Annotated in this window: 26 protein-coding genes and 1 pseudogene; 8 read left to right on the top strand and 19 right to left on the bottom strand. The window is 69.5% G+C overall.

Features of this window, described 5'->3' with window-relative positions; genetic code table 11:
* Positions 1 to 159: 159 nt before the first annotated feature.
* The gene (locus ACFU5V_RS21545; protein ID WP_164060064.1) at positions 160 to 564 is read left to right on the top strand and encodes a DUF5319 domain-containing protein; all 405 of its coding nucleotides are present in this window, start codon (positions 160 to 162) and stop codon (positions 562 to 564) included.
* Positions 565 to 649: 85 nt separating this feature from the next.
* Here the strand turns inward: ACFU5V_RS21545 and ACFU5V_RS21540 are convergent, their stop codons facing one another.
* The 5 genes and pseudogenes from ACFU5V_RS21540 to ACFU5V_RS21520 all read right to left on the bottom strand — a co-directional run.
* On the bottom strand, positions 650 to 1,687 hold the full coding sequence (locus tag ACFU5V_RS21540; RefSeq protein ID WP_378701717.1) for an anti-sigma-D factor RsdA: 1,038 nt from the start codon (positions 1,685 to 1,687) through the stop codon (positions 650 to 652).
* Positions 1,671 to 2,249, bottom strand: a complete 579-nt coding sequence (locus ACFU5V_RS21535) for a sigma-70 family RNA polymerase sigma factor (RefSeq protein WP_005239770.1) — start codon at positions 2,247 to 2,249, stop codon at positions 1,671 to 1,673. The genes ACFU5V_RS21540 and ACFU5V_RS21535 overlap by 17 nt, the downstream gene beginning before the upstream one ends.
* A gap of 160 nt (positions 2,250 to 2,409) precedes the next feature.
* Complete coding sequence (locus ACFU5V_RS21530; RefSeq protein ID WP_378701715.1) at positions 2,410 to 3,243, bottom strand: hypothetical protein; 834 nt, start codon at positions 3,241 to 3,243, stop codon at positions 2,410 to 2,412.
* A gap of 34 nt (positions 3,244 to 3,277) precedes the next feature.
* Positions 3,278 to 3,958, bottom strand: coding sequence for a transcriptional regulator (locus ACFU5V_RS21525; RefSeq protein ID WP_378701851.1), 681 nt, complete (start codon positions 3,956 to 3,958; stop codon positions 3,278 to 3,280).
* Positions 3,959 to 4,045: 87 nt separating this feature from the next.
* A pseudogene (locus tag ACFU5V_RS21520) lies at positions 4,046 to 4,231 on the bottom strand (MerR family transcriptional regulator); the annotation flags it as partial.
* A gap of 306 nt (positions 4,232 to 4,537) precedes the next feature.
* On the opposite strand from ACFU5V_RS21520, the gene ACFU5V_RS21515 reads away from it, so the two are divergent.
* The 3 genes from ACFU5V_RS21515 to ACFU5V_RS21505 all read left to right on the top strand — a co-directional run bounded on the left by ACFU5V_RS21515 (position 4,538) and on the right by ACFU5V_RS21505 (position 6,351).
* The gene (locus ACFU5V_RS21515) at positions 4,538 to 4,831 is read left to right on the top strand and encodes a WhiB family transcriptional regulator (protein ID WP_005239766.1); all 294 of its coding nucleotides are present in this window, start codon (positions 4,538 to 4,540) and stop codon (positions 4,829 to 4,831) included.
* A gap of 130 nt (positions 4,832 to 4,961) precedes the next feature.
* Complete coding sequence (locus tag ACFU5V_RS21510; protein ID WP_378433852.1) at positions 4,962 to 5,630, top strand: sigma-70 family RNA polymerase sigma factor; 669 nt, start codon at positions 4,962 to 4,964, stop codon at positions 5,628 to 5,630.
* Position 5,631: 1 nt separating this feature from the next.
* On the top strand, positions 5,632 to 6,351 hold the full coding sequence (locus ACFU5V_RS21505) for an anti-sigma factor domain-containing protein (RefSeq protein ID WP_378701713.1): 720 nt from the start codon (positions 5,632 to 5,634) through the stop codon (positions 6,349 to 6,351).
* 109 nt (positions 6,352 to 6,460) lie between these two features.
* Here the strand turns inward: ACFU5V_RS21505 and groL are convergent, their stop codons facing one another.
* Positions 6,461 to 8,074, bottom strand: a complete 1,614-nt coding sequence (groL, locus tag ACFU5V_RS21500) for a chaperonin GroEL (protein ID WP_378433850.1) — start codon at positions 8,072 to 8,074, stop codon at positions 6,461 to 6,463.
* A 92-nt stretch (positions 8,075 to 8,166) separates the two neighbouring features.
* Positions 8,167 to 8,466, bottom strand: coding sequence for a co-chaperone GroES (groES, locus tag ACFU5V_RS21495; protein ID WP_003940763.1), 300 nt, complete (start codon positions 8,464 to 8,466; stop codon positions 8,167 to 8,169).
* A gap of 230 nt (positions 8,467 to 8,696) precedes the next feature.
* Between groES and ACFU5V_RS21490 the strand changes: the two genes are divergently transcribed.
* Complete coding sequence (locus ACFU5V_RS21490; RefSeq protein ID WP_378701711.1) at positions 8,697 to 10,415, top strand: TIGR03767 family metallophosphoesterase; 1,719 nt, start codon at positions 8,697 to 8,699, stop codon at positions 10,413 to 10,415.
* Here ACFU5V_RS21490 and ACFU5V_RS21485 read toward each other — a convergent pair.
* Entirely contained in the window at positions 10,412 to 10,948 is a 537-nt protein-coding gene (locus ACFU5V_RS21485; RefSeq protein WP_378701709.1) for a potassium channel family protein, read from the bottom strand. The two genes, ACFU5V_RS21490 and ACFU5V_RS21485, sit on opposite strands and share 4 nt — an antisense overlap.
* Positions 10,949 to 11,155: 207 nt before the next feature.
* Between ACFU5V_RS21485 and ACFU5V_RS21480 the strand changes: the two genes are divergently transcribed.
* Positions 11,156 to 12,832: an Hsp70 family protein gene (locus ACFU5V_RS21480; protein ID WP_378701707.1), complete on the top strand. Its 1,677-nt coding sequence runs from the start codon at positions 11,156 to 11,158 to the stop codon at positions 12,830 to 12,832.
* On the opposite strand, the gene tsaD is transcribed toward ACFU5V_RS21480, so the two are convergent.
* The 7 genes from tsaD to ACFU5V_RS21445 are packed head-to-tail and all read right to left on the bottom strand — an operon-like array spanning position 12,825 to position 19,293.
* The gene (tsaD, locus tag ACFU5V_RS21475) at positions 12,825 to 13,862 is read right to left on the bottom strand and encodes a tRNA (adenosine(37)-N6)-threonylcarbamoyltransferase complex transferase subunit TsaD (protein ID WP_378433846.1); all 1,038 of its coding nucleotides are present in this window, start codon (positions 13,860 to 13,862) and stop codon (positions 12,825 to 12,827) included. The two genes, ACFU5V_RS21480 and tsaD, sit on opposite strands and share 8 nt — an antisense overlap.
* A complete protein-coding gene (rimI, locus tag ACFU5V_RS21470; protein ID WP_378433845.1) occupies positions 13,859 to 14,338 on the bottom strand; it encodes a ribosomal protein S18-alanine N-acetyltransferase in 480 nt (159 codons plus the stop codon). Before rimI ends, tsaD begins: the two co-directional genes overlap by 4 nt.
* Positions 14,335 to 14,994, bottom strand: a complete 660-nt coding sequence (gene tsaB, locus ACFU5V_RS21465; protein ID WP_378433844.1) for a tRNA (adenosine(37)-N6)-threonylcarbamoyltransferase complex dimerization subunit type 1 TsaB — start codon at positions 14,992 to 14,994, stop codon at positions 14,335 to 14,337. Before tsaB ends, rimI begins: the two co-directional genes overlap by 4 nt.
* Before the next feature lie 49 nt (positions 14,995 to 15,043).
* Positions 15,044 to 15,532: a tRNA (adenosine(37)-N6)-threonylcarbamoyltransferase complex ATPase subunit type 1 TsaE gene (gene tsaE, locus ACFU5V_RS21460; protein ID WP_378433843.1), complete on the bottom strand. Its 489-nt coding sequence runs from the start codon at positions 15,530 to 15,532 to the stop codon at positions 15,044 to 15,046.
* Complete coding sequence (locus tag ACFU5V_RS21455) at positions 15,522 to 16,586, bottom strand: alpha/beta fold hydrolase (RefSeq protein ID WP_378433842.1); 1,065 nt, start codon at positions 16,584 to 16,586, stop codon at positions 15,522 to 15,524. Before ACFU5V_RS21455 ends, tsaE begins: the two co-directional genes overlap by 11 nt.
* A 2-nt stretch (positions 16,587 to 16,588) precedes the next feature.
* The gene (alr, locus tag ACFU5V_RS21450; RefSeq protein ID WP_378433841.1) at positions 16,589 to 17,794 is read right to left on the bottom strand and encodes an alanine racemase; all 1,206 of its coding nucleotides are present in this window, start codon (positions 17,792 to 17,794) and stop codon (positions 16,589 to 16,591) included.
* A gap of 17 nt (positions 17,795 to 17,811) precedes the next feature.
* The gene (locus ACFU5V_RS21445; RefSeq protein ID WP_378433840.1) at positions 17,812 to 19,293 is read right to left on the bottom strand and encodes an NAD(P)H-hydrate dehydratase; all 1,482 of its coding nucleotides are present in this window, start codon (positions 19,291 to 19,293) and stop codon (positions 17,812 to 17,814) included.
* A gap of 81 nt (positions 19,294 to 19,374) precedes the next feature.
* On the opposite strand from ACFU5V_RS21445, the gene ACFU5V_RS21440 reads away from it, so the two are divergent.
* A complete protein-coding gene (locus ACFU5V_RS21440) occupies positions 19,375 to 19,749 on the top strand; it encodes a cupredoxin domain-containing protein (RefSeq protein WP_378433839.1) in 375 nt (124 codons plus the stop codon).
* A gap of 34 nt (positions 19,750 to 19,783) precedes the next feature.
* On the opposite strand, the gene glmS is transcribed toward ACFU5V_RS21440, so the two are convergent.
* On the bottom strand, positions 19,784 to 21,646 hold the full coding sequence (gene glmS, locus ACFU5V_RS21435; RefSeq protein ID WP_378433838.1) for a glutamine--fructose-6-phosphate transaminase (isomerizing): 1,863 nt from the start codon (positions 21,644 to 21,646) through the stop codon (positions 19,784 to 19,786).
* A gap of 97 nt (positions 21,647 to 21,743) precedes the next feature.
* On the opposite strand from glmS, the gene ACFU5V_RS21430 reads away from it, so the two are divergent.
* On the top strand, positions 21,744 to 22,580 hold the full coding sequence (locus ACFU5V_RS21430) for a hypothetical protein (RefSeq protein WP_378433837.1): 837 nt from the start codon (positions 21,744 to 21,746) through the stop codon (positions 22,578 to 22,580).
* 9 nt (positions 22,581 to 22,589) lie between these two features.
* On the opposite strand, the gene ACFU5V_RS21425 is transcribed toward ACFU5V_RS21430, so the two are convergent.
* The 3 genes from ACFU5V_RS21425 to ACFU5V_RS21415 are packed head-to-tail and all read right to left on the bottom strand — an operon-like array spanning position 22,590 to position 25,263.
* A complete protein-coding gene (locus ACFU5V_RS21425; RefSeq protein ID WP_378433836.1) occupies positions 22,590 to 22,775 on the bottom strand; it encodes a hypothetical protein in 186 nt (61 codons plus the stop codon).
* A 38-nt stretch (positions 22,776 to 22,813) separates the two neighbouring features.
* The gene (locus ACFU5V_RS21420) at positions 22,814 to 24,958 is read right to left on the bottom strand and encodes a hypothetical protein (protein ID WP_378701705.1); all 2,145 of its coding nucleotides are present in this window, start codon (positions 24,956 to 24,958) and stop codon (positions 22,814 to 22,816) included.
* Positions 24,955 to 25,263, bottom strand: coding sequence for a type VII secretion target (locus tag ACFU5V_RS21415; protein ID WP_378433834.1), 309 nt, complete (start codon positions 25,261 to 25,263; stop codon positions 24,955 to 24,957). The genes ACFU5V_RS21420 and ACFU5V_RS21415 overlap by 4 nt, the downstream gene beginning before the upstream one ends.
* Positions 25,264 to 25,333 lie beyond the last annotated feature (70 nt).

Raw genomic sequence — 25,333 nt, 5'->3', positions numbered from 1 at the left:
GCGGGAACTCGGATACAGGGAAAAGGCCGGAGCGACGATCGATATTCCCAGCTCCGCACACCATGATATCGGCTCGACGCGATCGCCACGGAGCCCACCCACGCTGGGCGTACGCCGAACGGCTGGCGCAGACCGGGCTGACCTGCGTACCGTGGTGCTGTGCGCGATCAACTGCCTCCAGGTCTGCCCCCGGACCCCTTCGCCGGCGACCCCGCCGACCCGTCCGCAGCTCTCGATGCGATCGAACCGGGCCAGCCACTCGACCCCCACGAGCGTCTCGCCGTGGAGGAAGACCTGGCCGACCTCGCCGTGTACGAGGCGCTCCTGGCGCATCGTGGGATCCGCGGTCTCGTCGTCTGCTGCGAAGACTGCCAGCAAGATCACTACCACGATTGGGACATGCTCCGTGCCAACCTCCTCCAGCTCCTGGTCGACGGCACCGTGCGCCCGCACGAGCCCGCCTACGACCCGACACCCGACGCGTACGTCACCTGGGACTATTGCCGCGGCTACGCGGACGCCTCGATGAACGACGCTCTGCACGGAGACGGCTTCGACGCCTGATCCGGCACAACCCGACACAGACAGCTGTGGCCCGACACGCGAAGTGTCGGGCCACAGTTGTGTGTGCGGGCGGGCCGCCCAGCCGCTAGCTGGTGGGCGGCAGCACCGGGACGGTGGTCGTCGTGGTCGGCAGCGGCACCGTCGACGGCTCCTGCGGCGGCTGCTGGGTGGGCGGCTCCGTGGTCGGATTGTTCGTCGGCTGTAGCGGCAACTGCATGATCGTCGGATCCGGGCTCGTGGACGGCATCGTCTCGGGCGGAAGCGGCGGCTGCGGCGGGAGGGTGGGCAGCTGCGGCAGCGGAATCGGCGGCAACCCCGGGATCTGCAGATCCGTCGGAAGCTGAGTGCCCGGCAGCAGTTCGGCTCCCGGCACCGTCGTCGAACCGGGGGTCCCCGGAACGGTGGCCGGCAACGAGGTTGCCTGCGACGGCGCGTCGGTGGTGGTGGTCCCGGGCGTCGTCGTCGCGGCCGGCGGCGTGGTCGGGGCCATCTTCTCGAGCTCCGCGGCGAGCTTCGCCCGCCACACGTCGAGTTCGTTGCGCAGGTCGGCGTCGCGTACCCCGCCGGAACGGTCGGCGGCGCCGTCGAGGAGGTTCTTCGCCGACTCCGCGTCGCCCGCGGCGATCAGCCGTTCGGCCTCCTGCAGCTGCGACGTGGTGTCGATCTGTGCGACGGTCGAGTCGGCCTGCTGGCTGAACACGACCGACTTGACGCTCCACAGCGGATCGCCGGGTTCGGCGTCGTACGAGAAGATGGTGGCACCGCCCATGACGACCGCGATCGCGGCGGCAGCGCCTGCGATGGGCCGCAACAGCCGGAGCTTGCCGCGGGCGGCGCCGCGTGCGGAACGCGCGTTGTCCGAGGCGTCGATCGCCGCGATCACATCGTCCAGCAGCGGCCCGGCCGGCATCGGCGTCGACACGATGTCGGCACGCCAATTGGTCAGCAGAAGCGCGAGCTCGTATTGCTCCGGCGAATCCGTTGCGACGGGACCGCCACCGGCGATCGCGTCGATGAGCGCATCGTCGCGGCGCACAGCCGCGACGTCCACCGGTGCGTCGTCTCCTGGGAGATCGGCATCGGGATTGCCGTTGCGCTTGATGCCCCTAGCCAAACCTCTCACCTGCCCTCGTCACTTCTTTTTTCAGTTTCGCGATGGCTCGGTGTTGAGCCACGCGGACAGCTCCCGCGGTACTACCCACGGCCGCGGCCGTCTCCTCCGCTGACATACCGACCACGAGCCGGAGGATCAAGATCTCCCGGTGCTTCTCCGGCAGCGTGCTCAGCAGTTCGTTCATCTGCCTGCTCGCTTCCGAGTCCAGCGCCCGTTGTTCGGGTCCGTCGTCGTTGGCTACGACATCAGGTACTTCGGCGACGGGCTCCGACTTGTTACGTGCGGAGTTCCGATGCGCGTCAGCGACCTTGTGCGCGGCGATCCCGTAGACGAATGCCATGAACGGCCGGCCCTGATCCTCGTAGCGAGGTAGGGCCGTCATCACGGCGAGGCACACTTCTTGTGCCACGTCGTCCGCGGAGAGTTGTCCCCTCTCCGCAGCACCGACCCTGGCTCTGCAGTAACGCACAACCAGGGGCCGAATGTTTTCCAGGACCAGAGCTAAAGCGGCCCGGTCACCCTGCGTTGCAGCGGCGACGGCGGAGTCCAACTCCTCGCTCGTATTAGTCATCGTTGCTGAATATCCTGGCGTTACAGTGGCACCTCCCCCGATGGGTGTGCTCCCGCTCTCAGCGGAACACTCCAAGAGTAACGGTGCGGACCGAACGGTATTCGCCCGGATTCGCACCGATTCGTGAACAACCCGGCCCCACGGGGCCCGACCAGCGGAGTCAGATCCGGAAGCGCCCACCTCGCGCCCTGATGAGGGCGTCGCACTCCTCGACCACCGCCTCCGCACGTGAGTCGGACGTCACACCACTCAGCAACATCGCAGCCGCCCACTTCAGGGGTATCAGGCCGTGCCGATCGCACCGGTCGAGCACATCCGCGGCGAGCCGCGCCGCCGGACCGGAATCGGACTCCCCCGTCATCGACGCACTCCGCAGCAGATCCGATTTGACGTGGTGCCGCACCGATCCGGCGGTCTCGGAAATTTCTGCGGCGCTCTCGGCGTGGCGGCGCGCCGCGGTGAAGTCCCCGTCCGCGAGAAACAGCTCCGCGCTCACCCAGTGCCTGCGGACGTGCTGCCGCCACAGTTCGCCGGGGGGATGGCCGTCCAGGTACTCGGAGCACCGGTCGAGCAGCCGCCTGCCCAGTGCGAGCCGGCCGCACCCCAGTGCGTCGGCGGCCAGTCCCGTCAACGCGTCGCACCGCCCCTCCACGGCGAGAACACCGTCTGCCGCTCCGGGCCCCGTCCCGACGACCGCCAGGGCCCGGCCGTCGAATCCGGACGCCTCGGCGTGCCAGCCGAGTTGCCTCAGCAACGATGCCTGCGTGCTCCAGGCGAGCGACACGATCGCGGGTTCCGCAACCCCGCCGCGCGTCAGGGCGTCCAGTTCGGCGCGGGACCGGCTGTAGTACCCCCGGGCGCCCCACGCCACCGCCCGCATCCAGCGTTCGAAGGGAACGTCCGACTCCGGCAGGGGGCCTGCACCCGGATCGGCGCCGAACGCCGCGCGGAACAGTGGATTCGTGACGTCGGAACGGGGAGAGGAGTCGGGCACGCCGAGATCATCGCATCGCCCGGCTCCGCACCGGTCAGGTGACCGCAGCGACGGCGGCCACGGCCGCATCCAGCGCACCCAGCACCGTGATCGTCCGCGGTAGCGGCTGTGTCCGGCACCCGGGACCGCCCGCGAGCATCGTCAGCCCGGTGCGCCTGCGGCGGATAGCCCGCAGCAGGGACGCGACGTCGCATGCGGCGGCGGGCAACCAGAGGACGATCACGTCCGGTTCGGCGTTGGTCACGGCGGCGAGCAACGCCGACCGGCACAGCGGCAGCGCGATCCGCGTGTCCACCGAGGCGGTGGCGAGGGCGGCGCCCAGGGCACGGAATTCGAGACCGTACGGGTCGGCGGGAACCGCATCCGGCGTGTCCGCGGGCACCTGCACGAGCAGGACCCGGCCACCGCCGCCGATCGGCGCATCCAGCGTCATCGTGGACAGAATTCCCGCGACGCATTCGGCGAAGACGCGGACGCTCGCCGCGGCGGCGTCGGCGTTCCTGCCCTCGTCCGCCCACTCGAGCACCGGAGTCACCACTCTCGTCCACATGGAGCTGAATCCCCGCTCCGCGACGGCCCGCACGACGATCCGGCGGATGGTCACGACGTCCCGCGCCAGCAACGCTCCCGACAAATTGCGAACGGCTGCCTCGGCGTCGGCGAGGCCGGAAAAGGACGGCAAAAGGTTCGACGAGCCTGTTTTCGTCCCGTTCACCGAGTTGTCATCCAGATTTTCGCCACCCGGCCGACGGCCGATTTCTGACGAATATGTAGCCATTGCGTTAATCGCATATCTCGCAGCCTCCGCGGAGTTTGCACCACCGTCCAGAGCCTGTTGCATGCATTCGAGCCGGGCGACGTCGCGCGCGGTGTACCGCCGGTGACTTCCCTGCGGGTGAACGGACGGGCCGATGCCGTAGCGGCGGTCCCACGTGCGAAGCGTCGACGGTGCCACCCCAAGCCTTCTGGCCAGCGCAGATACCGACATCGTGGGACCCTCGTCCGGAGATCCGGAGGGGGTCTGCGTTTCAGGCTCCGCGGGCTGGGGCACCCGCACATCGTTACCCGTGCCCCCAGGTCTTTCAACCCGAAACGGAAACATGGAACCGCGGGAAAGTAAATATTTTCCAGGTTAACTTTCAGCTTGTGGGATATGTAAATCACCACTGTGAACAACTATTGACGCGATTTCCGAACCGACTCTACGGTGAGCAACGTGAATGATTCAGCGGCTTGAACGTAGAGCCCACGGTCCGCCCGCCGCCCGAGGCGAGCTTGCAGCTAAGGAGTCCACATGCCTGCACCCAACCACCTTCCCGGCCCGAACGCCGATATCTGGGATTGGCAGATGCACGGACTGTGCCGCGGAGTCGACTCCTCGATGTTCTTCCATCCCGACGGGGAGCGCGGCCGTGCCCGCGCACAGCGGGAAACCCGTGCGAAGGAAATGTGCCGGCGCTGCCCGGTCCTCGCCCAGTGCCGCAACCACGCGCTGAGCGTGTCCGAGCCGTACGGGATCTGGGGTGGAATGTCCGAAACGGAACGCGAGATGCACGCCCGGCACAGACGCGGCCGGATTGCCGTTTGACCGCTCCACCACACTCACCGGGGAACCCTCGCCGCCGTGCGGGGGTTCCCCGCGTCACTTCGATCCCGTCGCCACCCATCCACGGCGACTCGGTCTCCGAATGCCTACCGGCTGGAGGAGATGAGCGGACATGCACGCTACCGTGGTTCTCGATGAAGCGAGACGAGCGCTGGTGACGAACCACGAGGGCACTACCCCGGCAGAAGACGTGTGCTCGGCGGACGCGGCCGGGGCACACAGCGCCCGCGCCACCGAATCCGCGGAACTCCACGACATCATGGCCCGCGTGGCGAACGAGGACGCCGACGCGTTCGCCGAACTCTACGACCGCACGAGCGCCCGAGTCCACGGCATGGTCCTCCGCGTGCTGCGCGACCCCGGATATGCGGAGGAGACGACGCAGGAAGTCTTCCTCCAGGCCTGGCGCACCGCGTCGAATTTCGACCCGGCACGAGGTTCGGTGCTGTCGTGGCTGATGACCCTCGCGCACCGCCGGGCCGTCGACCGCGTGCGCTCGGAGCAGGCAGGCACCGACCGCGAGTCCCTCTACGAGACCACCAACATCGCGGGGCCGTTCGACCATGTCACCGAGGAGGTGACCCGCCGGCTCGAGCATCAGTCGGTGCTCGCCTGCCTCGACTCGCTCACGGACATGCAGCGCGAGTCCGTTGCGATGGCGTACTACGACGGCCGCACCTACCGGGAGGTCGCCTCCCAGCTGGGGGTTGCCCTGTCGACGGTGAAGACACGCATCCGTGACGGACTGACGCGTCTTCGCGGCTGCCTGGGGGGTCTGTGACATGAACTCCGAACTCGTGGGCATGGCCTACCCGTATGCACTCGACGCGCTCGACGACAGCGAGCGTCGCGAACTCGACGCCGATCTCGCGGGCACGGACGAGGACACCCGTTCCACGTTCACCGACGAGGTGAGGCGGATCCGCGAAGCGTTCGCGGTGGTGAGCGCGGTGGGCGCCGTGGAACCGCCACCACGGGTGCGAACCCGGGTCCTCGACGCGATCCGGCGTCCCGTGCCCGCGCCGGCCTCGCTCGCCGAGCGCCGCTCCCGCAGGCGGCGCTGGCAGATCGCCGTCGCCGCCGCCGCGGCCGTCGGGGTGCTCGCCGGCGGAACGGTGATCGTCCGGCAGCTCACGGAAGGCCCGGCGCCCACCATGGCGGAGCAGGTACTCGACGCCACCGACATGCACTCGTCGACGAGTCCGATCGCGGCAGGCGGGTCCGCTACCGCCAACTACTCGAAGTCGCAGGACGCCGTCGTGTTCGTGATGGACGGTGTCGCCCCACCCAGCGCGGACACCGTGTACCAGCTGTGGTTGATGCCCGAATCCGGGGCCGCCCCGGTGCCCGCCGGAACCGTGTCGGCCGGCGACATGCAGCCGACCACGACCCTCGTCCTCGACGACGTGGGGTCGATGTCGAAGCTGGCCGTCACCGTCGAGCCGCCCGGAGGGTCACCGCAGCCGACGTCGGAACCGTTCGCGGTGCTGCAACTGAGCTGATCCGGCAGCCGTCGGACACAGAGAAGACACAGAGAAACCCCCGCGCGGTGATCCGCACGGGGGTTTCTCGTTCGAACGATCGGAGCCCGATCGGCCGCGACGGCGAAGCCTAGTGGCTGTGCCCGTGACCGGTCTGCTGCTCGTCCTCTTCTTCCGGCTTGTCGACCACGGCGCTCTCCGTGGTGAGGATCATCCGCGCGACCGAGGCCGCGTTGACGACCGCGGAGCGGGTGACCTTGACGGGGTCGACGACACCGTCGGCGAGCAGGTCGCCGTAGGTGAGGGTCGCGGCGTTGAAACCGTGCCCCTTGGGCTGCTCGGCAACCTTGCTGGTGACGACGGACCCGTCGAGACCGGCGTTGCTTGCGATCCAGAACAGCGGCGCCTGCAGGGCTTCGCGCACCACCTTGACGCCGGTGGCCTCGTCACCGGTCAGACCGAGGTTGTCGGCCAGTTCGGTGCTCGCCTGGACGAGGGCGGAACCGCCACCGGGGACGATGCCCTCGGCGACTGCAGCCTTCGCCGCGTTGACGGCGTCCTCGACACGGAACTTGCGCTCCTTGAGGTCGGTCTCCGTGGCCGCGCCGACGCGGATGACGGCGACGCCACCGGCCAGCTTCGCCAGACGCTCTTCGAGCTTCTCGCGATCCCAGTCGGAGTCGGTGTTCTCGATCTCGCGGCGCAGCTGCGCGACGCGACCCTTGATGTCGTCGTCGGTTCCGGCGCCGTCGACGATCGTGGTCTCGTCCTTGCTGACCACGACGCGGCGGGCGCTGCCGAGCAGGTCCAGTCCGGCGTCCTTCAGCGTGAGACCGACGTCGGAGTTGATGACCGTGCCACCGGTGACGACGGCGAGGTCGTCGAGGAACGCCTTCCGGCGGTCACCGAAGAACGGCGCCTTCACGGCGACGGCCTTGATGGTCTTCCGGATGGAGTTGACCACGAGCGTCGAGAGAACCTCACCCTCGACGTCCTCCGCGATGATGAGGAGGGGCTTGCCGCTCTCGGCAACCTTCTCGAGCAGCGGCAGGAAATCGGGCAGGGACGTGATCTTCTCGCGGTACAGCAGCACGAGTGCGTCCTCGTACACGGCCTTCTGTGCGTCGAGGTCCGTGACGAAGTACGGCGACAGGTAGCCCTTGTCGAACTGGACGCCCTCGGTGATGACGAGCTCGGTCGCCAGGGTCGAGGATTCCTCCACCGTCACGACGCCGTCGGTGCCGACGCGGGTGAGCGCCTCGCCGACCATCTCGCCGATCTCCTCGTCACGCGAGGAGACGGTCGCGACCTGGGCGATGGAGTTCTTGCCCTCGACCGGCTTCGCGACGGCGAGCAGTGCCTCGACGACCTTGTCGGCGGCGGCGTTGATGCCGATGCCGAGTGCCATCGGGTTCGCACCCGCAGCGATGTTCTTCAGACCGCCCCGCACGATGGCCTGAGCCAGCACGGTCGCGGTGGTGGTGCCGTCGCCTGCGACGTCGTTGGTCTTGGTGGCGACGCTCTTGACGAGCTGCGCACCGAGGTTCTCGAACGGGTCCTCGAGCTCGATTTCCCGGGCGATGCTGACGCCGTCGTTGGTGACGGTCGGGCCGCCGAAGGCCTTCGCCAGCACTACGTGGCGGCCACGCGGACCCAAGGTCACCTTGACCGCGTCGGCAAGCTTGTCGACTCCACGCTCGAGAGACCGGCGTGCGATCTCGTTGAACTCAATCTGCTTGGACATGTGTTCTGTCTTCTCCTGGATCTCAGGGTTACGCGCGTGAACGCACTCCGCCCCGGGATCCTGTGGGGACTCCGGGGCGGATCACGTATGGCTTACTTGGAGACGACAGCCAGCACGTCGCGTGCCGACAGGATCAGGTACTCCTGGCCGGCGTACTTGATCTCGGTTCCGCCGTACTTGGAGTAGATGACCGTGTCACCCTCCTTGACGTCGACCGGGATGCGGTTGCCCTGCTCGTTGACGCGGCCTTCGCCGACTGCGACGACGGTGCCCTCCTGGGGCTTTTCCTTGGCCGTGTCGGGAATGACCAGGCCGGAGGCAGTCGTCGTCTCAGCCTCGTTGGCCTGGACGAGGATCTTGTCCTCGAGCGGCTTGATGTTGACGCTCGCCACGATGAGCCCTCCACTTTGGGGTATGCGGATCCGGAGACTTCTCCGGACTCCTGTTTGAGTGTTCCGTTTACGGCACTTCACACAGCCCCGTCGTCGCGGGTGCCGGAGCTCGATCGGCGCCACTTGGCACTCTATACGTGAGAGTGCCAACCCTCAAGGAGAAGGGGGTGGCAGTTCGCGCCGCGCCGAATATCGTCCTGTCTCAGGGGTCGTCACCTAAGGTTCCTCTGGTGTCTGACATCAATAGGCGTAAATTCCTGACGTTTGCCGGGCTCGGGGCGATCGGCACGGTGGGGTTCGGAGCACGTCCGTGGGGGTTACAGTACGCGGGCGCGGCCCCGCTCCCGACCTCCGCGGCCGGCACCACCCTCGAAGCGGTGGCCGTCCCCCTCGGAAGCTCCGGCTACCGCAGGCTGGGCGCCGGACCGGGGTGGCCGACGATCGTCCGCACCGAACTCGCCGAGGCCCGCAGCGGGCGCGAGGACCGGCGCACCGCACTCGCCTCCCTCGTCCAGCTCACCGACGTCCACCTGGTCGACGCCCAGTCCCCGATGCGCTTCGAATACGTCCACCCCTTCACCGGTTCCGCGTTCCGCCCGCACGAGACCCTCACCGCGCAGGGTCTCGTCGCCCTGGTCGCCCGCGTCAACGCGCTCGCGTCCGGCCCGCACACCCAGCGCCCGTTCGATGCGGTCGTGAGCACCGGCGACAACACCGACAACAAGGAGTTCGCCGAACTCGACTGGTTCCTCACCGCGCTCAACGGCGGCACCATCGTCCCCAACACGGGCGCCCCCGACCGCTACGAAGGCGTACAGAACTCCGGGGCGGACCTGTACTGGAACCCCGAGTCCTCCATCCAGGACATGTACAAGAAGGCCGGGTTTCCCGAGATCCCCGGGCTGCTCGGCGCGGCCATCGCCCCCGTCACGAGCCCCGGCCTGAACACCCCCTGGTACTGCGTCTTCGGCAACCACGACGACTCGGTGGAGGGCACCGTCCCCAGCGGCATCCCCCCGCTCGAAGCCATGTACACCGGTTCCCTGAAGTTCGAGGTCCCCGGGTCGCCGGAGCAGGCGAAGGCGGTCGACATCGCCACCAAGTTCGACCCCGGCGCCATTCCGGGCGTGCTGTCCGCGTTCACCACACCACCCCGGGTCGTCACGCCCGACCCGGCTCGGGCACCGTTCACTCCCCGCCAGTTCATCGCCGCACACCTGGACCCGGCCAACACCGGTCCCGGACCGGCCGGTCACGGCTTCGCACCCGACGCCGCCGAGACCGGAATCGGCTACTACTCGTTCGAGATCGCACCCGGTGTCGTCGGAATCAGCATGGATTCCACCAACCGGGCGGGATTCGTCGACGGCTCGCTCGGCGCGGCGCAGTTCCGGTGGATCGAGGACACCCTGACGGCAGGCAGCAGCCGGTACTACGACACGGCAGGAAACCCCGTCTCGCAGGCACGCAGCGACACCTGGTTCATCCTGTTCAGCCACCACACCAGCGGCAGCATGGACAACGTCGTCCCCGACCCCGCCGCCCCGGCGGAACCCCGGATCCGGGGCTCGCGACTGGTGGACCTGCTGCACCGTTTCCCGAACGTCCTCGCCTGGGTGAACGGACACACCCACGAGAACCGGATCACCCCGTGGCCCGGATCGACTCCGGAGCAGTCGTTCTGGGAGATCAACACGGCCTCGCACATCGACTTCCCGCAGCACGGGCGGATCATCGAGGTGGTCGACAACGTCGACGGAACCGTGTCGCTGCTCACGACGCTGTTCGAGGCCGACAGCCCGTACGCCGTGGACCACACCGACCTCTCACCGCTCGGACTGGCGTCGCTGTACCGGGAGTTGTCGTTCAACGACATTCACGCCGACCCCGACCTGGGCGGCGGGACTGCCGACCGGAACGTCGAACTGGTGCTGGTGTCGGGTCGCTAGTTCCGGCGCTTGCGGGCCCAGTCGACGGCCGCGACGACCGCGCGGATGCCGACGCCGAGCAGGATCAGATTTCCGATGATCTGCACACTCACGACGGCTCGCGACGCATCGGTCGTCGCGGCGATGTCGCCGAACCCGACGGTGGAGAACACGGTGAGCGAGAAGTACAGCGCACCCATGCGCGTGAGGGGTTCCGTGAAGTAACCCGGATCGCTTTCGGACATCAGGCAATATCCTGCCGCGAACCCGAGCAGATAGAGCGGCAGGATCAGGGCGAGTGCCTCGATGGCCTGGAGCGCAGGCACGTCGGAGCGGAAGATCCGGCGGATCTGCCAGACCGCCGCCGAGCCGACGACCAGCAGGCCTCCCGCCAGGAAGAGCAGGGCGGACATGTTCCCGATCGAGGTCCACGGCAGGGCGAAGTAGACCACCGCGCACAGGACGACGGTGCCCAGCGGGCGCACGAATGCGCGCAGCACAAGCCGTCGGCGCTCGCGTCTCGTGAGGTTGCGAAAATCGCTGGCGCGTCGCATGAGATTCCTTTGGACAACTGTGCAGGTGAGACCGGATATCGAGCGCAATCTTCGTCCTCGGGGGCCGGAAGCCGGGAGCGAAATCCGTTTGTTTTCTGTAACGTTCAGATAACAGTCGCCGATTCAACGGGCAAGGAATCCCCGCTGAACAGGGCGTTCCGGCAGAGACAGCAGGTCACGCGTCGAAAACGTGAGGGGGTGTGTGTGATGGGTATGTCCCTGGGGATGTCGACCGGCGCGGCAGGTGTGAGTTCCGCGCTCGTCACCACCGCCTCCAACGGCGCGCAGAACGTCGAGTTCCGTTACCTGTCCGCCGATCAGGCCCACACCGACCTCGGCGATCTGGTCCGCTCGTCGATCTCGCTGATGACCACCCAGGTTCCGGCCGATCCCACCACGCCCGACGCGTTCGCCGTCGCGTACCGGACGCAGGAACAGGCCCACTCGATCCGCAGCGCCGTCAGCAGGCAGCGCCATCGCGTGCACCTCGTGCCCGAGACAGCGGCCACCCTCACCTTCCTGCGACACACAGGTGAGGTCGCTCAGCACGCCACCGTCGCGATCGTCGACTTCGGTGAGTCCGGGCTGTCCGTCGCCGTCGTCGATCAGGTGGACGGCACCGTCCTGCACGCCGACCGCACCAGCCACGTGAGCGGCACCGGAATCGACGACCTGATCTTCCACCACGTCGTCGGCAGTCTCGCGACTCCGCATCCCCTGCGGCACCTGGACCGGGATCTTCTCTCGGCGCGGTGCCGTGTCGCCAAGGAGCAGTTGTCGTCGGAGCCGCAGGCGCACGTCGACATCGACCTCCCGGGCATCCGCCCGATCGAGATCAGCCGCACCGGGTTCGACGAGATCGCCGCACCGACCGTCCGGGTCGCGGTGGAGTTCATCCGTGCCACGATCGCCGACTCTCCGCGCCGACCCGAGGCACTCGCCCTGGTCGGCGGCGGCGCGAACATTCCCGCGATCGCCGCGGCCGTGACCGCGTCCTTCACCGCGCGGGTCATCGAGGTGCCCGAACCCGACACGGCGACTGCGAAGGGTGCGGCGCTGCTCGCCGTGTCCTCGGCCATCCGCGACTACCCGGCCACCGAATCGAACCGCCCCGGTTCGGCCGCGAAGGTGTCGGGGGCTCTCGTCGGCGCGCTCGTGGTCGGCGGCCTCGTTCTCGGTTACGGCGTGAAGGAACTCGCGCCCGCACCCGATCCCAACGTCTCCCCTGCGGGGACCGACATGTTCCAGACCACGGAGCAGGTTGCAACCACGACGACCGACGAGCCTCCCGCCACGCGGATTCCGTCGTACGACCCGACGCCGACGTCGGAGTACTACCCGAATCAGGTTGCACCGCCCACGTCCGAACCGCACACCGACCAGATTCCTGCGCACACGCCCGATTCGACGACGGAGACGACACCCCCGCGCACCACCACCCCCCTGCCGACCCCCACCGGCCCCGCACGTCCGACACTGCCCGGAACGGAGCCGCCACAGCCCGCGTGGCCGCACATCGAGTGGCCCGCGATTCCACCGCTGTGGCCGCAGGTTCCCGGGGAGTCGACGCCGAACGAACCGAGCCCCGTCGCGCCCGTACCCGGCGGTCCCGAAGTGGCACCGCCGCCTGTCGGGGGACCCACTGCGCCCGCCGAATCCACCGCTCCTGCGGCACCCGCTGCGCCTGCGGCACCCGCTGCGCCGGCGGCACCCGCTGCGCCGGCGGAGTCCGCGCCGGCCGCACCCGAAGGGATCTTCCCGATGATTCCGGCGCCGGGCACGGTTGCTCCCAGCGCTCCCGCCGGGGCGCAGCCGAGCGGAACTCAGCCCGGTGAGGCGCTGACTCCCCCGGCCACGCAGACCATCACGATTCCGGTCAGCTGAACACCTGACTGGTGGCCACCGACAGTCCGGGGTCGCTGGCCACGGTGAGCAGGGAGGGCGCGGCGCCGCCGGCGATCAGATGCGCGCCGAGCGAGGCGATCATCACTCCGTTGTCGGTGCACAGGCGGGGTTTCGGCACTCGCAGGGTCAGACCGGCTTCGGCGCAGCGTTCCTCGGCGAGCGCGCGGATACGCGAGTTGGCCGTCGCGCCGCCACCGAGCACCAGAGTGTCCACGCCGACGTCGCGAGCGGCGCGTACCGCTTTCATCGTCAGTACGTCGGCCACGGCTTCCTGGAAGCTCGCGGCGATGTCGGGCACCGAGTACGCCTCGTCGGCCCGTTCCTTCGATTCCACGTACCGCGCGACGGCCGTCTTCAGTCCGGAGAACGAAAAGTCGTGCCGTGCGTCCCGGGGTCCGGTCATGCCGCGCGGAAACGGAATCGCGTTCCGGTCGCCGTCCTGTGCCGCGGCGTCGAGGGCGGGGCCGCCGGGGAATCCGAGTCCGAGGAGTCGGGCCACCTTGTCGAACGCCTCGCCGGCCGCGTCGTCCACGGTGGTGCCCAGTTCGACGATGGGCTTCGCCAGGTCCTCGACGTGCAGGAGGTGGGTGTGCCCACCGGACACGAGCAGCGCCACGCACGGCGGCATCGGTCCGTGCTCGAGGGTGTCCACCGAGACGTGCCCACCGAGGTGGTTCACCGCGTAGAACGGGACGTCCCATGCCGCCGCATAGGCTTTCGCGGCGGCGACACCGACGAGCAGGGCTCCGGCCAGACCGGGGCCGATGGTGACGGCGAGCGCGTCGGGCTTGACGATCCCGGCGGCGGCGAGGGCCCGCCGCATCGTCGGGACGATCGCCTCGAGGTGCGCGCGGGACGCGACCTCCGGGACCACCCCGCCGTAACGTGCGTGCTGGTCGACGCTGGATGCGACCTCGTCCGCGAGAAGCTCGCAGGTTCCGTCGCCGTTCCACCGGACGATGCCGACTCCGGTTTCGTCACAAGAGCTTTCGATCCCCATGACGATCATTGCACCGGCTCCTCACCCGCTCCGGGGCGACGCATCGTGAATGCGTCCGCACCGCTCGGTTGGTAGTACTTCTTACGGGTTCCCACGATCTCGAATCCTTCACGTCGGTACAGGGCGATCGCCGCGTCGTTGTCGGTGCGCACTTCGAGAAACACGGGGCCGCCCCGGGTGCCGGCCACGCGCAGCAGTTCGTCGAGGAGGGCCCCGCCGATCCCCCGCCGCTGCCACGCCGGGTCGGTTCCGATCGTGTGGATCTCGGACTCGGGGTGCGAACCGTTGCCCAGCAGGGCGATTCCGGCGTACCCGACGACGTGGCCGGTGTCGTCCCGAGCGACGGCGTAGTGGACGTGCGGGGCGGCGAGTTCCGCCCTGAACGCGTGCGCGCTCCAGGGCCCGTCGCCGGCGAAGAGGAGAGTCTCGAGCTCCGCGCACCGTTCGGCGTCGGCGGCCGTCATCGGTTCGATGCGGAACGTCATTTCTTCCGGTCCGCCAGTTCCACGGCGTCCGGGCGTCGCAGATAGAGCGGGACGAGCGCCGCCGGGGCCGCAGCGCCGAACAACGCCTCCGCGGCCACCGCGGCCAGTCCTGCCGGCGAGGGTGTTTCCACCGGTTCGACCGGCAGATCGAAGAAGTCGACGTGTGACGGCGATCCCGCCACCACCTCGGACGGCATGGGCTCGAGCTCACGCGGCTTCACCACCGCGGGACCCTCCACCCGAATTCCCGCCGAATAGCGAGCCCAGTACACCTCGCGCCTGCGCGCGTCCGTGACGACGAGCAGATTCCGGTCACCGTCCACCTGCGCGGCGATCGCGTCGAGGCTGCACACCCCGTGAACCGGGATTCCGAGGGCGTCGGCGAACGCTGCGGCGGTGGCCATCCCCACGCGCAGTCCCGTGAACGGGCCCGGTCCGGCCCCGACGACCACCGCGTCGAGGTCCGCGGGGACGTGTCCCGCCTCGGCGAGGCACTCGAGGATGTGCGGGGTGAGCACTTCCGCGTGCGCGCGCGGATTGACCGTCACCCGCACCGCGAGCGTATCGACCGCCTCGACCGATGCGGAATCGGCCGAAATCCGGACGACTCCGGCGGTCACGGCAGGCGTGGACGTGTCGATGGCGAGAACAAGCACGGTAACTGAGGGTACTCGCACGTCAGAACCGCTCCCGACACCCGACCCGTCAGGAAATCCACTCCCAGTGGGCCGTGCGGACATCCGACTCCGGTTCGCGGCGCAGGCGTACCCGTAGGTGACGATCGGCCAAGTGCTCGACGACGCCCTCACCCCATTCGACGACGACAACGGCTGCGGCCAGGTCGGTGTCGAGGTCGAGTGCGTCGAGTTCGTCCAGTGCGTGCGGTCCGCTCCCGCCCAGTCGGTACGCGTCCACGTGCACCATCCCGACCGGGGCACCCCCACCGGGACGGATGCCCGCCCGGTGCTCCCGCGCGATCACGAATGTGGGCGAAGTCACTCGACCCTGGACGCCGAGGCCGGCCCCGATTCCCTTCGTCAGTGCGGTCTTCCCCGCACCGAGGGGTCCGTCGAGCACCACGAGGTCACCGGCGACGAGTCCCCGGGCGAGGTTCCGCCCGAATTCCTCCGTGTCCTCCGCCGTCGCCAGCACCACGGTCCCGCTCACGGGCAGTACTCCTTCCTCAGCCGACATCGGACTGCTCACCCGATCGGAATGTGGCCAGGCCGCGCTGCAACAGCCGGTCGACCGCGTCCGACACCACGGCCGGGAACTCGAGCTGCACCAGGTGACCGGCGCCGCGCACCCGAACCAGTTCGGACTCCGGTAGGTCCGCCGCCAGTTTCCGGGAACTGCCGAAGGGGATCGTCATGTCACTGTCGCCGCACACCACGACGGACGGGGTGTGTTCGAGCGCCTCGAGGGACGCGGACTCGTCGTGCAATTCGAGCGTGCGCAGAAAGTTCACGATGGTGACCACCGACGTCCGGTCCAGCATGGAGTCGGAGAACTTGTGCAGCCGCGGACTCACGTCCGTGCCGTATGACGCCGCCCGCAGGATGGGGGTGATCAGCACGCGGGCCGCGCCGCGCGCGTGCTGGACGAGTTCGGGCGAGGTCCGGACAGCGAGCCGGAAGCCGTCGATGACCGGGTTCTGCAGGTTCCGCGTCAATCCGGTCTCGCTGAGCCCGGCCGCGGCCGTAGCCACCAGACCGGCACCGATCACCCGCTCCGCCACCAGCTCGGGCCGCTGCCCGGCGAACGCGAGCACCGTCATCCCACCCATCGAATGCCCCACCAGCACAATCGGTCCGGTGGGGGCCTTCGCCTCGACGACGGTCGCGAGATCGGCGCCCAACTGCGCGATCGTGCAGCTCGCCGCGGACGGCACACCCGAATCGCCGTGCCCGCGTTGGTCGTAGAACACCATCCGCACGTCGTCGCCCCACCGCTCGGCGAGCTGACGGCGCTGGAAGTGCCACGACGTCATGTCCAGGCAGTACCCGTGCACGAACACCGCCGTCACCGGGGCGTTCTCCGGACCCACCTCACGGACCGCGAGCGCAACGCCGTCCTCGGCGACCACCACGCTGCGCCGGTCCCGTGACATCAGGGTGAAGTCCTCGTCACCGTAGATCTCGCGGCCGGGCCGGGTCGCGCTGCGCACGGCGTTGACTCCGGCCACCGAGCCGAGCGCCAGCGCGCTGAGCACACCGCCGACAAGTCCCAACCGCTTCGACACACCCATGCCTACGTGCCCGTCCCACCGACGTAGCTGCGCACCGTGCGTCCGCGCACCCCCGTCACCACCTCGTAGTGGATGGTGTCGAGCTTGTCTGCCCACTCCTGTGCGATCGGTTCGCCGAGGTCCCCGTTGCCGAAGAACACCGCGGTGTCCCCCTCCCGGACTCCCCCGCCGTCCGGTCCGAGATCCACGACCACCTGGTCCATGCAGACACGTCCGATCCCCGGACGGCGCGCCGCACCCAACTGGACCTCGAATCGGCCGCTCAGCGAACGCGGGAGCCCGTCCGCGTACCCGAAGGGCAGCAACGCCACCGTCGTGTCCCTCGGGGCCACCCACTGGTGCCCGTAGGACACGCCTTCACCTGCCGCCACCTTCTTCACCAGGGCCACCCTCGATCGCAGTGTCATCGCCGGGCGCAACCCGAACTGACCGAGTTCGGGAACGGGCGACAACCCGTATATCGCGATTCCCGGGCGAACCATGTCAAACCGCAGGTCGGGGCGGGTCAGGGTGGCCGCGGAATTGGACAGGTGCACCACTTCGGGGACCAGTCCATGACGCTTGGCGTCCGCGATCGCAGTGACCAGTCGATCCCGCTGGGAATCGATCCAGGCGTGGTGCGGCTCGTCGGCATGGGCCAGATGAGAGAAGATGCCGCGCAGCCGCACCGCGCCCTCGGCCTGCGCGCGGGCCAGGTCGACGAGGACGTGCTCCAGTTCGTCGGGCGCCACCCCGTTGCGGTTCAAGCCGGTGTCGACCTTCAGAGTGACGATCGCCGTGGTGCCGACGGTCCGCGCCGCGGCCACCACCGAGGCGAGGTGGCGGGGCGAGGAGACGCCGAGTTCGACGCCGGACGCGATCGCGGGGGCGAAATCGGCGTCGACGGTGTGCAGCCACGCGAGGACGGGTGCGTCGATCCCGGCACGACGCAGCGTCAAGGCCTCCGACACCGTCGTCACACCCAGTTCCGACGCTCCCGCAGCCAGCGCCGCGCGGGCCACGGCTACCGCGCCGTGGTTGTAGCCGTCCGCCTTCACGACGGCCATCATCGCCGCGCCCCGAGCGCTGTCGCGCAGGATCCGGACGTTGTGCGCGATCGCGTCCAGATCCACCACTGCCTCGGCCTGCGGTGCCGGCGCCGCCTGCGCGGGCGCTGCGGGTTCGCTGTGTCCGTGGTCGTCGGCCGGTACTGCTTCAGCAAGCGTCATATGTTCGATCCTGCCATTCACGCGGTCGCCGGCATTTCCTCGGGTGACACCCCCGCACGGAGAACTCTGATCGACTCCCTGAGGTGCCCGAGCAACGTTCCTGCGGAGATCGGTGCTGTTCCACGCCCCGCCGAGAGGTCGGCGCCGCCGCCTCGGGCCGCCAGGTTCGCGGCCAGCGAGTGAGCGCGCGCACCCACCGCGGCGGCCCGGTCCGGCGCGAGACCGGCGGCCACGAGTGCGCCGATGATCCCGGCGAGCACGTCGCCTGCCCCCGCCGTGGCGGACCACGAACCACCCGCCTCGTTGACGAACACCCGGCCGCCGGGCTCGGCGATCACCGTGGCCCGCCCCTTGAGCAGCACGTGCGTGTTCCAGTCGGCGGCGAGCGCGCGCACCGACGCCACCCGGTCCGGTCCCGGTCCCGTCCCCGTCAGCCGGGCGAACTCCCCGGCGTGCGGTGTCAGCAGCGTCGCTGCCGTCCGCGAGCGCACCAGGTCCGGGTCCTCGGCGAGCAGGGTCAGTCCGTCCGCATCGACCAGTACGGGCACATCCGCGTCGAGCACCGTCCGCAACGTCCGGCGGGCGGCGTCGTCGGTGCCCATGCCCGGCCCGACCACCCACGACTGGACGCGTCCGGCCTTCGCGAGATCGGTGGTCGCGATCACCTCCGGCGTGTGCGCGAGCACCTCGGCCGTGCACGGCCCGGCATAGCGGACGAGCCCCGACGTGGCCGTGACCGCCGCTCCCGTGCACAGGACCCCGGCTCCCGGGTAACCGTCGCTGCCCGCGACGACCCCCACCACGCCCTGCGAGTACTTGTCGTCCTCGGCTCCCGGCACCGGCCACGCCGCGCCCACGTCCGCGGCGTCCAGAGCGGTGATGTCGGCATCGCCGAGCGACAGTCCGATGTCGACCAGCTCGACTCGGCCACACTGCGCCGCGCCCAGCGCGTGAACCGGTTTGAGGGCGCCGAACGCCACGGTGACCGCGGCGCGCACGGCGGGCCCGTCGACGGCGCCCGTGTCCGGGTCCACCCCACTCGGCAGGTCCGCCGACACGATCGGCGCCTCGATCCGGCCGATCAGCGCAGCGGCATCGGGCCGCAACGGCCCCCTGCCGGAGATCCCGACGATCCCGTCGATCACCAGATCGGGCAGGCCCAGGTCGTCGGACGGGGCGGCCACCCGACCACCGGCCGCGGTGAACGCCGCCAGCCCGGCCGCGTGCGCCTTCTCCGGTTTCAGCAGGACCGCGGTAGCGGCGACACCGCGCTTGCGCAGCATCGACCCCGCCCACAGCGCGTCCCCGCCGTTGTCGCCGGACCCCACCAGCACCGTGATCGTGCGGCCGGCGACACCCCCGGTCCGCGCCCGCAGTTCCGCCGCCACCACCGTGGCCAGTCCGTGTGCGGCGCGCCGCATCAATACGCCGTCGGGAAGGGACGCCAGCAACGGCGCCTCCGCGGCTCGAACCTCGTCCGCGGTGTAGTAGCCCCGCATGGGAACTCCTCGTCGAGCCGGCCTCACGGCCGGCCGCTGTGCAGTGAAGGGTCGGTACCGGGTCAGACTACGCTCGACGTCATGCGTGTATGTGGAAGGTCGCGGATCGCCGGAGTGGCTCTGGCCGCGAGCATTTCGATGACGGCCGTCGTATCCGGGTGCAGCTCGCCCGCCGAGGAGGCACCCCAGGCGCCGACCGGACCCGTCGTGCAGGTCGCGAACATGGCGTATGCGCCCTCGACGATCACCGTCCGGGCCGGAGACACTGTCACCTGGAATTTCGACGACCGGGGAGTCACCCACGACGTGGTGGGTGTCGGGGCCGCGAAGAGCGTGCTGCGGAGCCGGCTGATGCAGACCGGCGCGTTCACGTACACGTTCACCGAACCGGGCACCTACGAGTACACGTGTTCGCTGCACCCGGACATGACGGGCACCGTCGTCGTCACTTCGTAGGGGCGCGGCCCGGCCGCGCCCCCTCTCGTCGCGGCTATTCGACAGTGACGGACTTGGCGAGGTTACGCGGCTTGTCGACGTCGTATCCCCGTGTCTGCGCGACCTCCGCGGCGAAGACCTGCAACGGCACCGTCGACAGCAGCGGCTGCAGCAGCGTCGGCGCCGACGGGATCTCGATCAGGTGGTCGGCGAACGGCCGCACGGCCTCGTCGCCTTCCTCCGCGATCACGACGGTCCGCGCACCGCGGGCCTGGATCTCCCGGATGTTGCTGAGCAGCTTCGAGTGCAGCACCGCGCGCCCCTTCGGCGACGGCATCACCACGATCACCGGCAACCCGTCCTCGATCAACGCGATCGGCCCGTGCTTGAGTTCGCCGGCCGCGAAGCCCTCGGCGTGCATGTACGCCAGCTCCTTGAGCTTGAGCGCACCCTCGAGCGCCACGGGATAGCCCACGTGGCGGCCCAGGAACAGCACCGTCGACGACGACGCCAGCTCCCGCGCCAGTGCCCGCACCGGCTCCACCGTCTCGAGTACCCGGCTCACCAGATCCGGCATCGCCTCGAGATCGGCGTACTCGCGTGCCACCTCGTCCGGGTACTTGGTGCCGCGCGCCTGCGCGAGGGCCAGACCGACCAAGTAGTTCGCCGTGACCTGCGCGAGGAACGCCTTCGTCGACGCGACACCGATCTCCGGACCTGCCCGGGTGTAGAGGACGGCGTCGGCCTCGCGGGGAATCTGGGCGCCGTTCGTGTTGCACACCGCAAGCACCCGCGCCTTCTGGTCCTTGGCGTGGCGCACCGCCTCGAGGGTGTCGGCCGTCTCACCGGACTGCGAGATGGCGACGACCAGCGTCGACCGGTCCAGGACCGGGTCGCGGTAGCGGAACTCGCTGGCCAGCTCGACCTCGACGGGCAACCGTGTCCAGTGCTCGATGGCGTACTTCGCGAGCAGCCCCGAGTGGTAGGCGCTGCCGCAGGCGACGACGAAGACCTTGTCGACGTCGCGCAGTTCCTGATCCGACAGTCGCTGCTCGTCGAGGACGATCTTTCCGTCCGCGAAATGACCGAGCAGGGTGTCCGCGACCGCGCCCGGCTGCTCCTCGATCTCCTTCAGCATGAAGTAGTCGTGGCCGCCCTTCTCGGCGGCGGCGAGATCCCAGTCGATGCGGAACGGGCGGCCCTGCGCCTCGGATCCGTCGAAGTTCAGAATCGAATACCCGTCCGCGGTGATCACCACGACCTGGTCCTGCCCCAGCTCGACCGCGTCGCGGGTGTGCTCGATGAAGGCCGCGACATCGGAGCCGAGGAACGTCTCGCCCTCGCCGACACCGATGACCAGCGGCGTCGAGCGACGCGCCGCGACGATGGTGTCCGGGTGGTCGGAGTGCGTGAAGACGAGGGTGAACGCGCCCTCCAGCCGGCGCAGCACGCTCAGTGCGCTCGCGACGAAGTCGCCTGCCGTCTCACCCGAGGCGTAGGCCCGCGCGACGAGGTGCACCGCGACCTCGGTGTCGGTGTCGCTGGCGAAGTCGATTCCGTCGTGCTCGAGTTCGGCCCGCAGCGGTGCGAAGTTCTCGATGATGCCGTTGTGGACGACGGCGACCGTGTTGCCCGCGTCGCGGTGCGGGTGCGCGTTGCGATCGGTGGGCCTGCCGTGCGTGGCCCACCGGGTGTGCCCGATCCCGGTGCTCCCGGTGAAGTGCTCCGCCCCGACCTCGTCGAGTTCGGCCTCCAGATTCGCGAGACGCCCCGCCTTCCGCTCGACCGCCATCCCGCCCTGCCCGTCGAGCACGGCGATACCGGCAGAGTCGTATCCGCGGTATTCCATTCGCCGCAAAGCCTCCACTACAACAGTCAGAGCCTGCCGGTGGCCGACGTATCCCACGATTCCGCACATGGTTCATCAGGGTACTTGGACCGGCCGACGCCGCGAAGTCGGAGTGTGGGCCGCATCGGCTCTCTCGCCGGCCCACGAATCGGATAACGTTCTCCCCGTGGCGCCGAAACCGAAGACCCTGGCCCGTGAACTGTCCAAGCGAGGACCGCACCGCGTGCTGCGCGGCGACCTCGCCCTCGCCGGACAGCCGGGCGTCGTATACACGCCCGAATCAGGCTTCAACCTGCCCGCCGTCGCGTTCGCGCACAGCTGGATGGCAGGTGCCGACCACTACCGGAAGACGCTCGAACATCTGGCGTCGTGGGGAATCGTCGTGGCCGCCCCCAACAGCGAACGCGGTCCCGTGCCCTCTCACCTGGGCCTCGCCACCGACCTGCGGGCCAGCCTCGACATCTGTGTGGGTGTGCGTCTCGGTCCGGGACAGATCAGCGTGCGGCCCGACCGCGTCGCTTTCGCAGGCCACGGGATGGGTGCCGGGGCGGCTGTCCTCGCCGCAGCCCAGCGGGACGTGGCGGCGGTCGCAGCCCTGTTCCCGGCGCCGACCGCGCCGAAGGCCGAGAAGTATGCGTCCAAGATCACAGCGCCGGGGCTCGTCGTGGCCGGTGCCGACATCGACACCATGAACAGCAACGCCAAGGCACTGGCCGAGGCGTGGGGTGGTGAGCACGTTCTGCGCGCCGTCAACGGCGCCTCCGAGTCCGGGCTCACCGAAGGTCGCCGCCTCCTGGGCGCGCTCGGCATCGGCGGCTCGGAACGCAAGACCCAGCAGATCACCCGCGCACTGCTGACCGGCTTCCTCCTCTACCACCTCACCGAGGACAAGAAGTACGACGTGTTCGCGAAGGCGGACGCCGAACTTCCCCACACCACCCTCGTCGATCCGCACGAGGTGCACACCAAGGCCGGGTTCCAGGGCGCGCTCCCGCACATCTGAGCCCGTCGGTCACACCAGCCAGCTGCGGGGACGATAGAACTCGTCGTCATCGTCGTCCGCTCCCGGGCGCGGTGGCGGCAACTCTGGCGACACTGCGGCCGCGGGCTCGGCACGGCCGCGGTTCGCTGCGGCTGCCTCGTCTCTGGCTCTGGCTTCGTCGATCCGCTCCCGGAACAGTTCCAGGTCGGCGCGCATCTGTGCCCGTTGTGCCCGTAACTGGGCGGCTCGGTGGCTCACAGTGGACCGGCCTCGGCCAGCTCGGCGCCGCTGTCGAGTCCGGCGACGGGACCGGTCGCGAGTTCGGGTGCAGACCGCGGTTCCTGCGGCGGGGCCGGTGCGTCGGGCGCCGGCGCCTCCTGCAATGCCACCACCTGTGGTGGCGCGACGGCCGCGGCGTCCCCGGCAGGCACCGGCCCCGGTGCGTCCTCGTGGCTCGGCGCGGCGTCCCCGGCATCTCCGCCCGGCGGCGGCCCGTCTTCAGCCGTCGTCGCCGGCACGCCCTCGGCTCCGGCGTCGACCCGCGATTCCGGGTCGGGCTCGGGGGGTGCGCAGTCGGCACCCTCGGGGTCTCCGTCGGCCGCAGCGTTGTCGGCGAGGATCTGCGGCAGGCCGTCCGGACCGATCTCGACCTCGAATCTGGCTGTCCCGCCCTGTCCGTCGCTCATCTCGAGATGAATCCCCTGACCGTCCGCGTCGACGGCGAGCGTCCACGATTGTCCGTCGAGGTCCAGTTCGAGACTCGTGCCGCTCGACGTGCCGTGACCCGGCTCGCCGTCGTCCGCACCCGGATTGTCGAAGTCTTCACGGAGGTCGTCCGGCTTGCCGTCCTCGTCGGCCCTGCCGGTGAGGCCCGAGAGGGCGTCCTCGATCAACGGGCGCAGGAGCGAACCGAGATCCGCCAGCCCTCCCGCGAGGCCCCGACCGAGGAGGTCACCCAGGCCGGGGACGTTTCCCGTACCCGGGACGGCGCCCGGCGCCGGCACGAGCGACCCCGGAAGCCCGGGCATCACGGGCGGGACCGGCGCGATCGGGATGATCGGGGTGATCGGGGCAGTCGTCACGGGCGCCGTGGCAGCCGGCGATGCGGCGGCGATCGGAGGTGCGGCAGCCGCCGGACCGGTGGTCGCGCCGCCGCCACCGGATCGAGGTGGGAGATACGCGGGGCCGTCGTTCGCGGGTGCCGCGGTGGATGCCGTCGGCGCAACAGGTGCGGGAGCAGGTCCCGGTGCCGCGGCCGGGGCGGTGCCGGCGTTCTGGACCTCGGGTGCACTCGGCGCGGGAGCCGGTTCGGGGGTGTCCTCGGGTCGGAACCCGGGCTGCACCTCGATCGACCGCGCCTCGGCGACGACGGCATCGTAGGCGGCGTGCACCGCTTCGGCACAGTCGGCGCAGGCCGCGGTGAACTCCTGCTGCTTCTCCTCGTACACGCGCCGGAAGTTCGCGTCGAGCCAGTCCTTGGCGATTCCGGCGGCCCGCCGCACCACGTCGTCGCGGTCGAGGCGGCGGAGCGCACCGGCTCCCCCGTCCTTGTACAGGGCGTTCACGTGCCGGTAGTCGTCGTCGGCGAGTTCGGGGAACCAGTAGGACGCGTCCTCCATGCAGTCCTTCGCGACGGAATTGTCGCCGTCCTTGCCCTCGGCGTAGATCTGCGCGAGGACGTCGATCTGCGCGGCGCTGTACCCCCCGACCGTCGGCTGGTGCAGCGACACCACCTTGTACGCCTTGTTCGTCACGGCGGCGCTCAGGGTGAGGTTCGCTTCGAACAACACCTCGGCGAGGTCGCCGAGCCGGTCGACCGTGGCGGCGACCTGAACGTTCCGGCGGTCGGCGGCGTCGGTCGCCGCCGCGGCCGCGATTCCGCTCCACCCGGTTCGCACCGCGGTGACGCATTTCTCGTTGTCGTCGAGTTCCGTGCGGGCCGTGACGATGCTGCGTCCGACGGTGTCGACGTCGCGGGCGAGCGTGTGCAGGCGCATCCCCCGCTCGGCGTCGAACAGCGCGTAGTAGTCGGTGAGTTCGAGGGATTCGTACCCCAGCCTTCTCGCAGAGGGCAGGAACAACTCGAAGAATTCGAGCCCGCGAGCACCGAGATCGAGCATGTCCTCGGGATCGTTGAGTGATTCCTGGCGCAGGTGCTCGCCCAGCGCGACGCGGGATGCGTTGGCGGCCCGGGCGTCGCTGCCGTGCTCGAGCAGTGCCGCGTACCGCTGGTCGGCGGACGGCGTCCGGTCGCGTCTGGCGAGTCCGTACTCGTCGAAGTACGGCTGCCACGACGACTCGTCTGCTTCGCGGGACGCAGCCCACGCCTGAAGAAGTTGCTCCTTGAACTCGCGGCTCAGGTTCGGGTCTTCGATCAGCGTTCCGGGATCCGTGGTCACCACTGCACCCCGTTCACGTCGGCCGCCACGTTCGCGTCCGTTCCGGAGTAGCGCGCCGCGGCGGCCCGGAACGCGTGACCGAACGATTCCGCGTCCGCGGCCCACTGCTCGAGCGCGACCCCGACGACGTCGAGGGCATCCCGCACCGCGTCACCCTTCGCGGCGTAGTCGCGACCCGCCTGTGGCCCGGCGAATTGCAGCCGGGCAGTCTCGGCGGCCTGTTGTCTCAGAACCTCCGCCGACCGCAGCAGCCTCGTGCCCGCGTCCGTCACCGCCGCGACGTCCACCTCGAGTCCCTCGCCCATTGCCCCACCCTCTCTTCGCGACCTACTGCATTAGACGCGACAGCGCACCGATCGGTTCCCTCGGCCGATC

It is taken from the genome of Rhodococcus sp. NPDC057529, from assembly GCF_042802055.1.
Classification (GTDB): domain Bacteria; phylum Actinomycetota; class Actinomycetes; order Mycobacteriales; family Mycobacteriaceae; genus Rhodococcus_F.
This window is presented reverse-complemented; position numbering and strand designations above follow the sequence as displayed.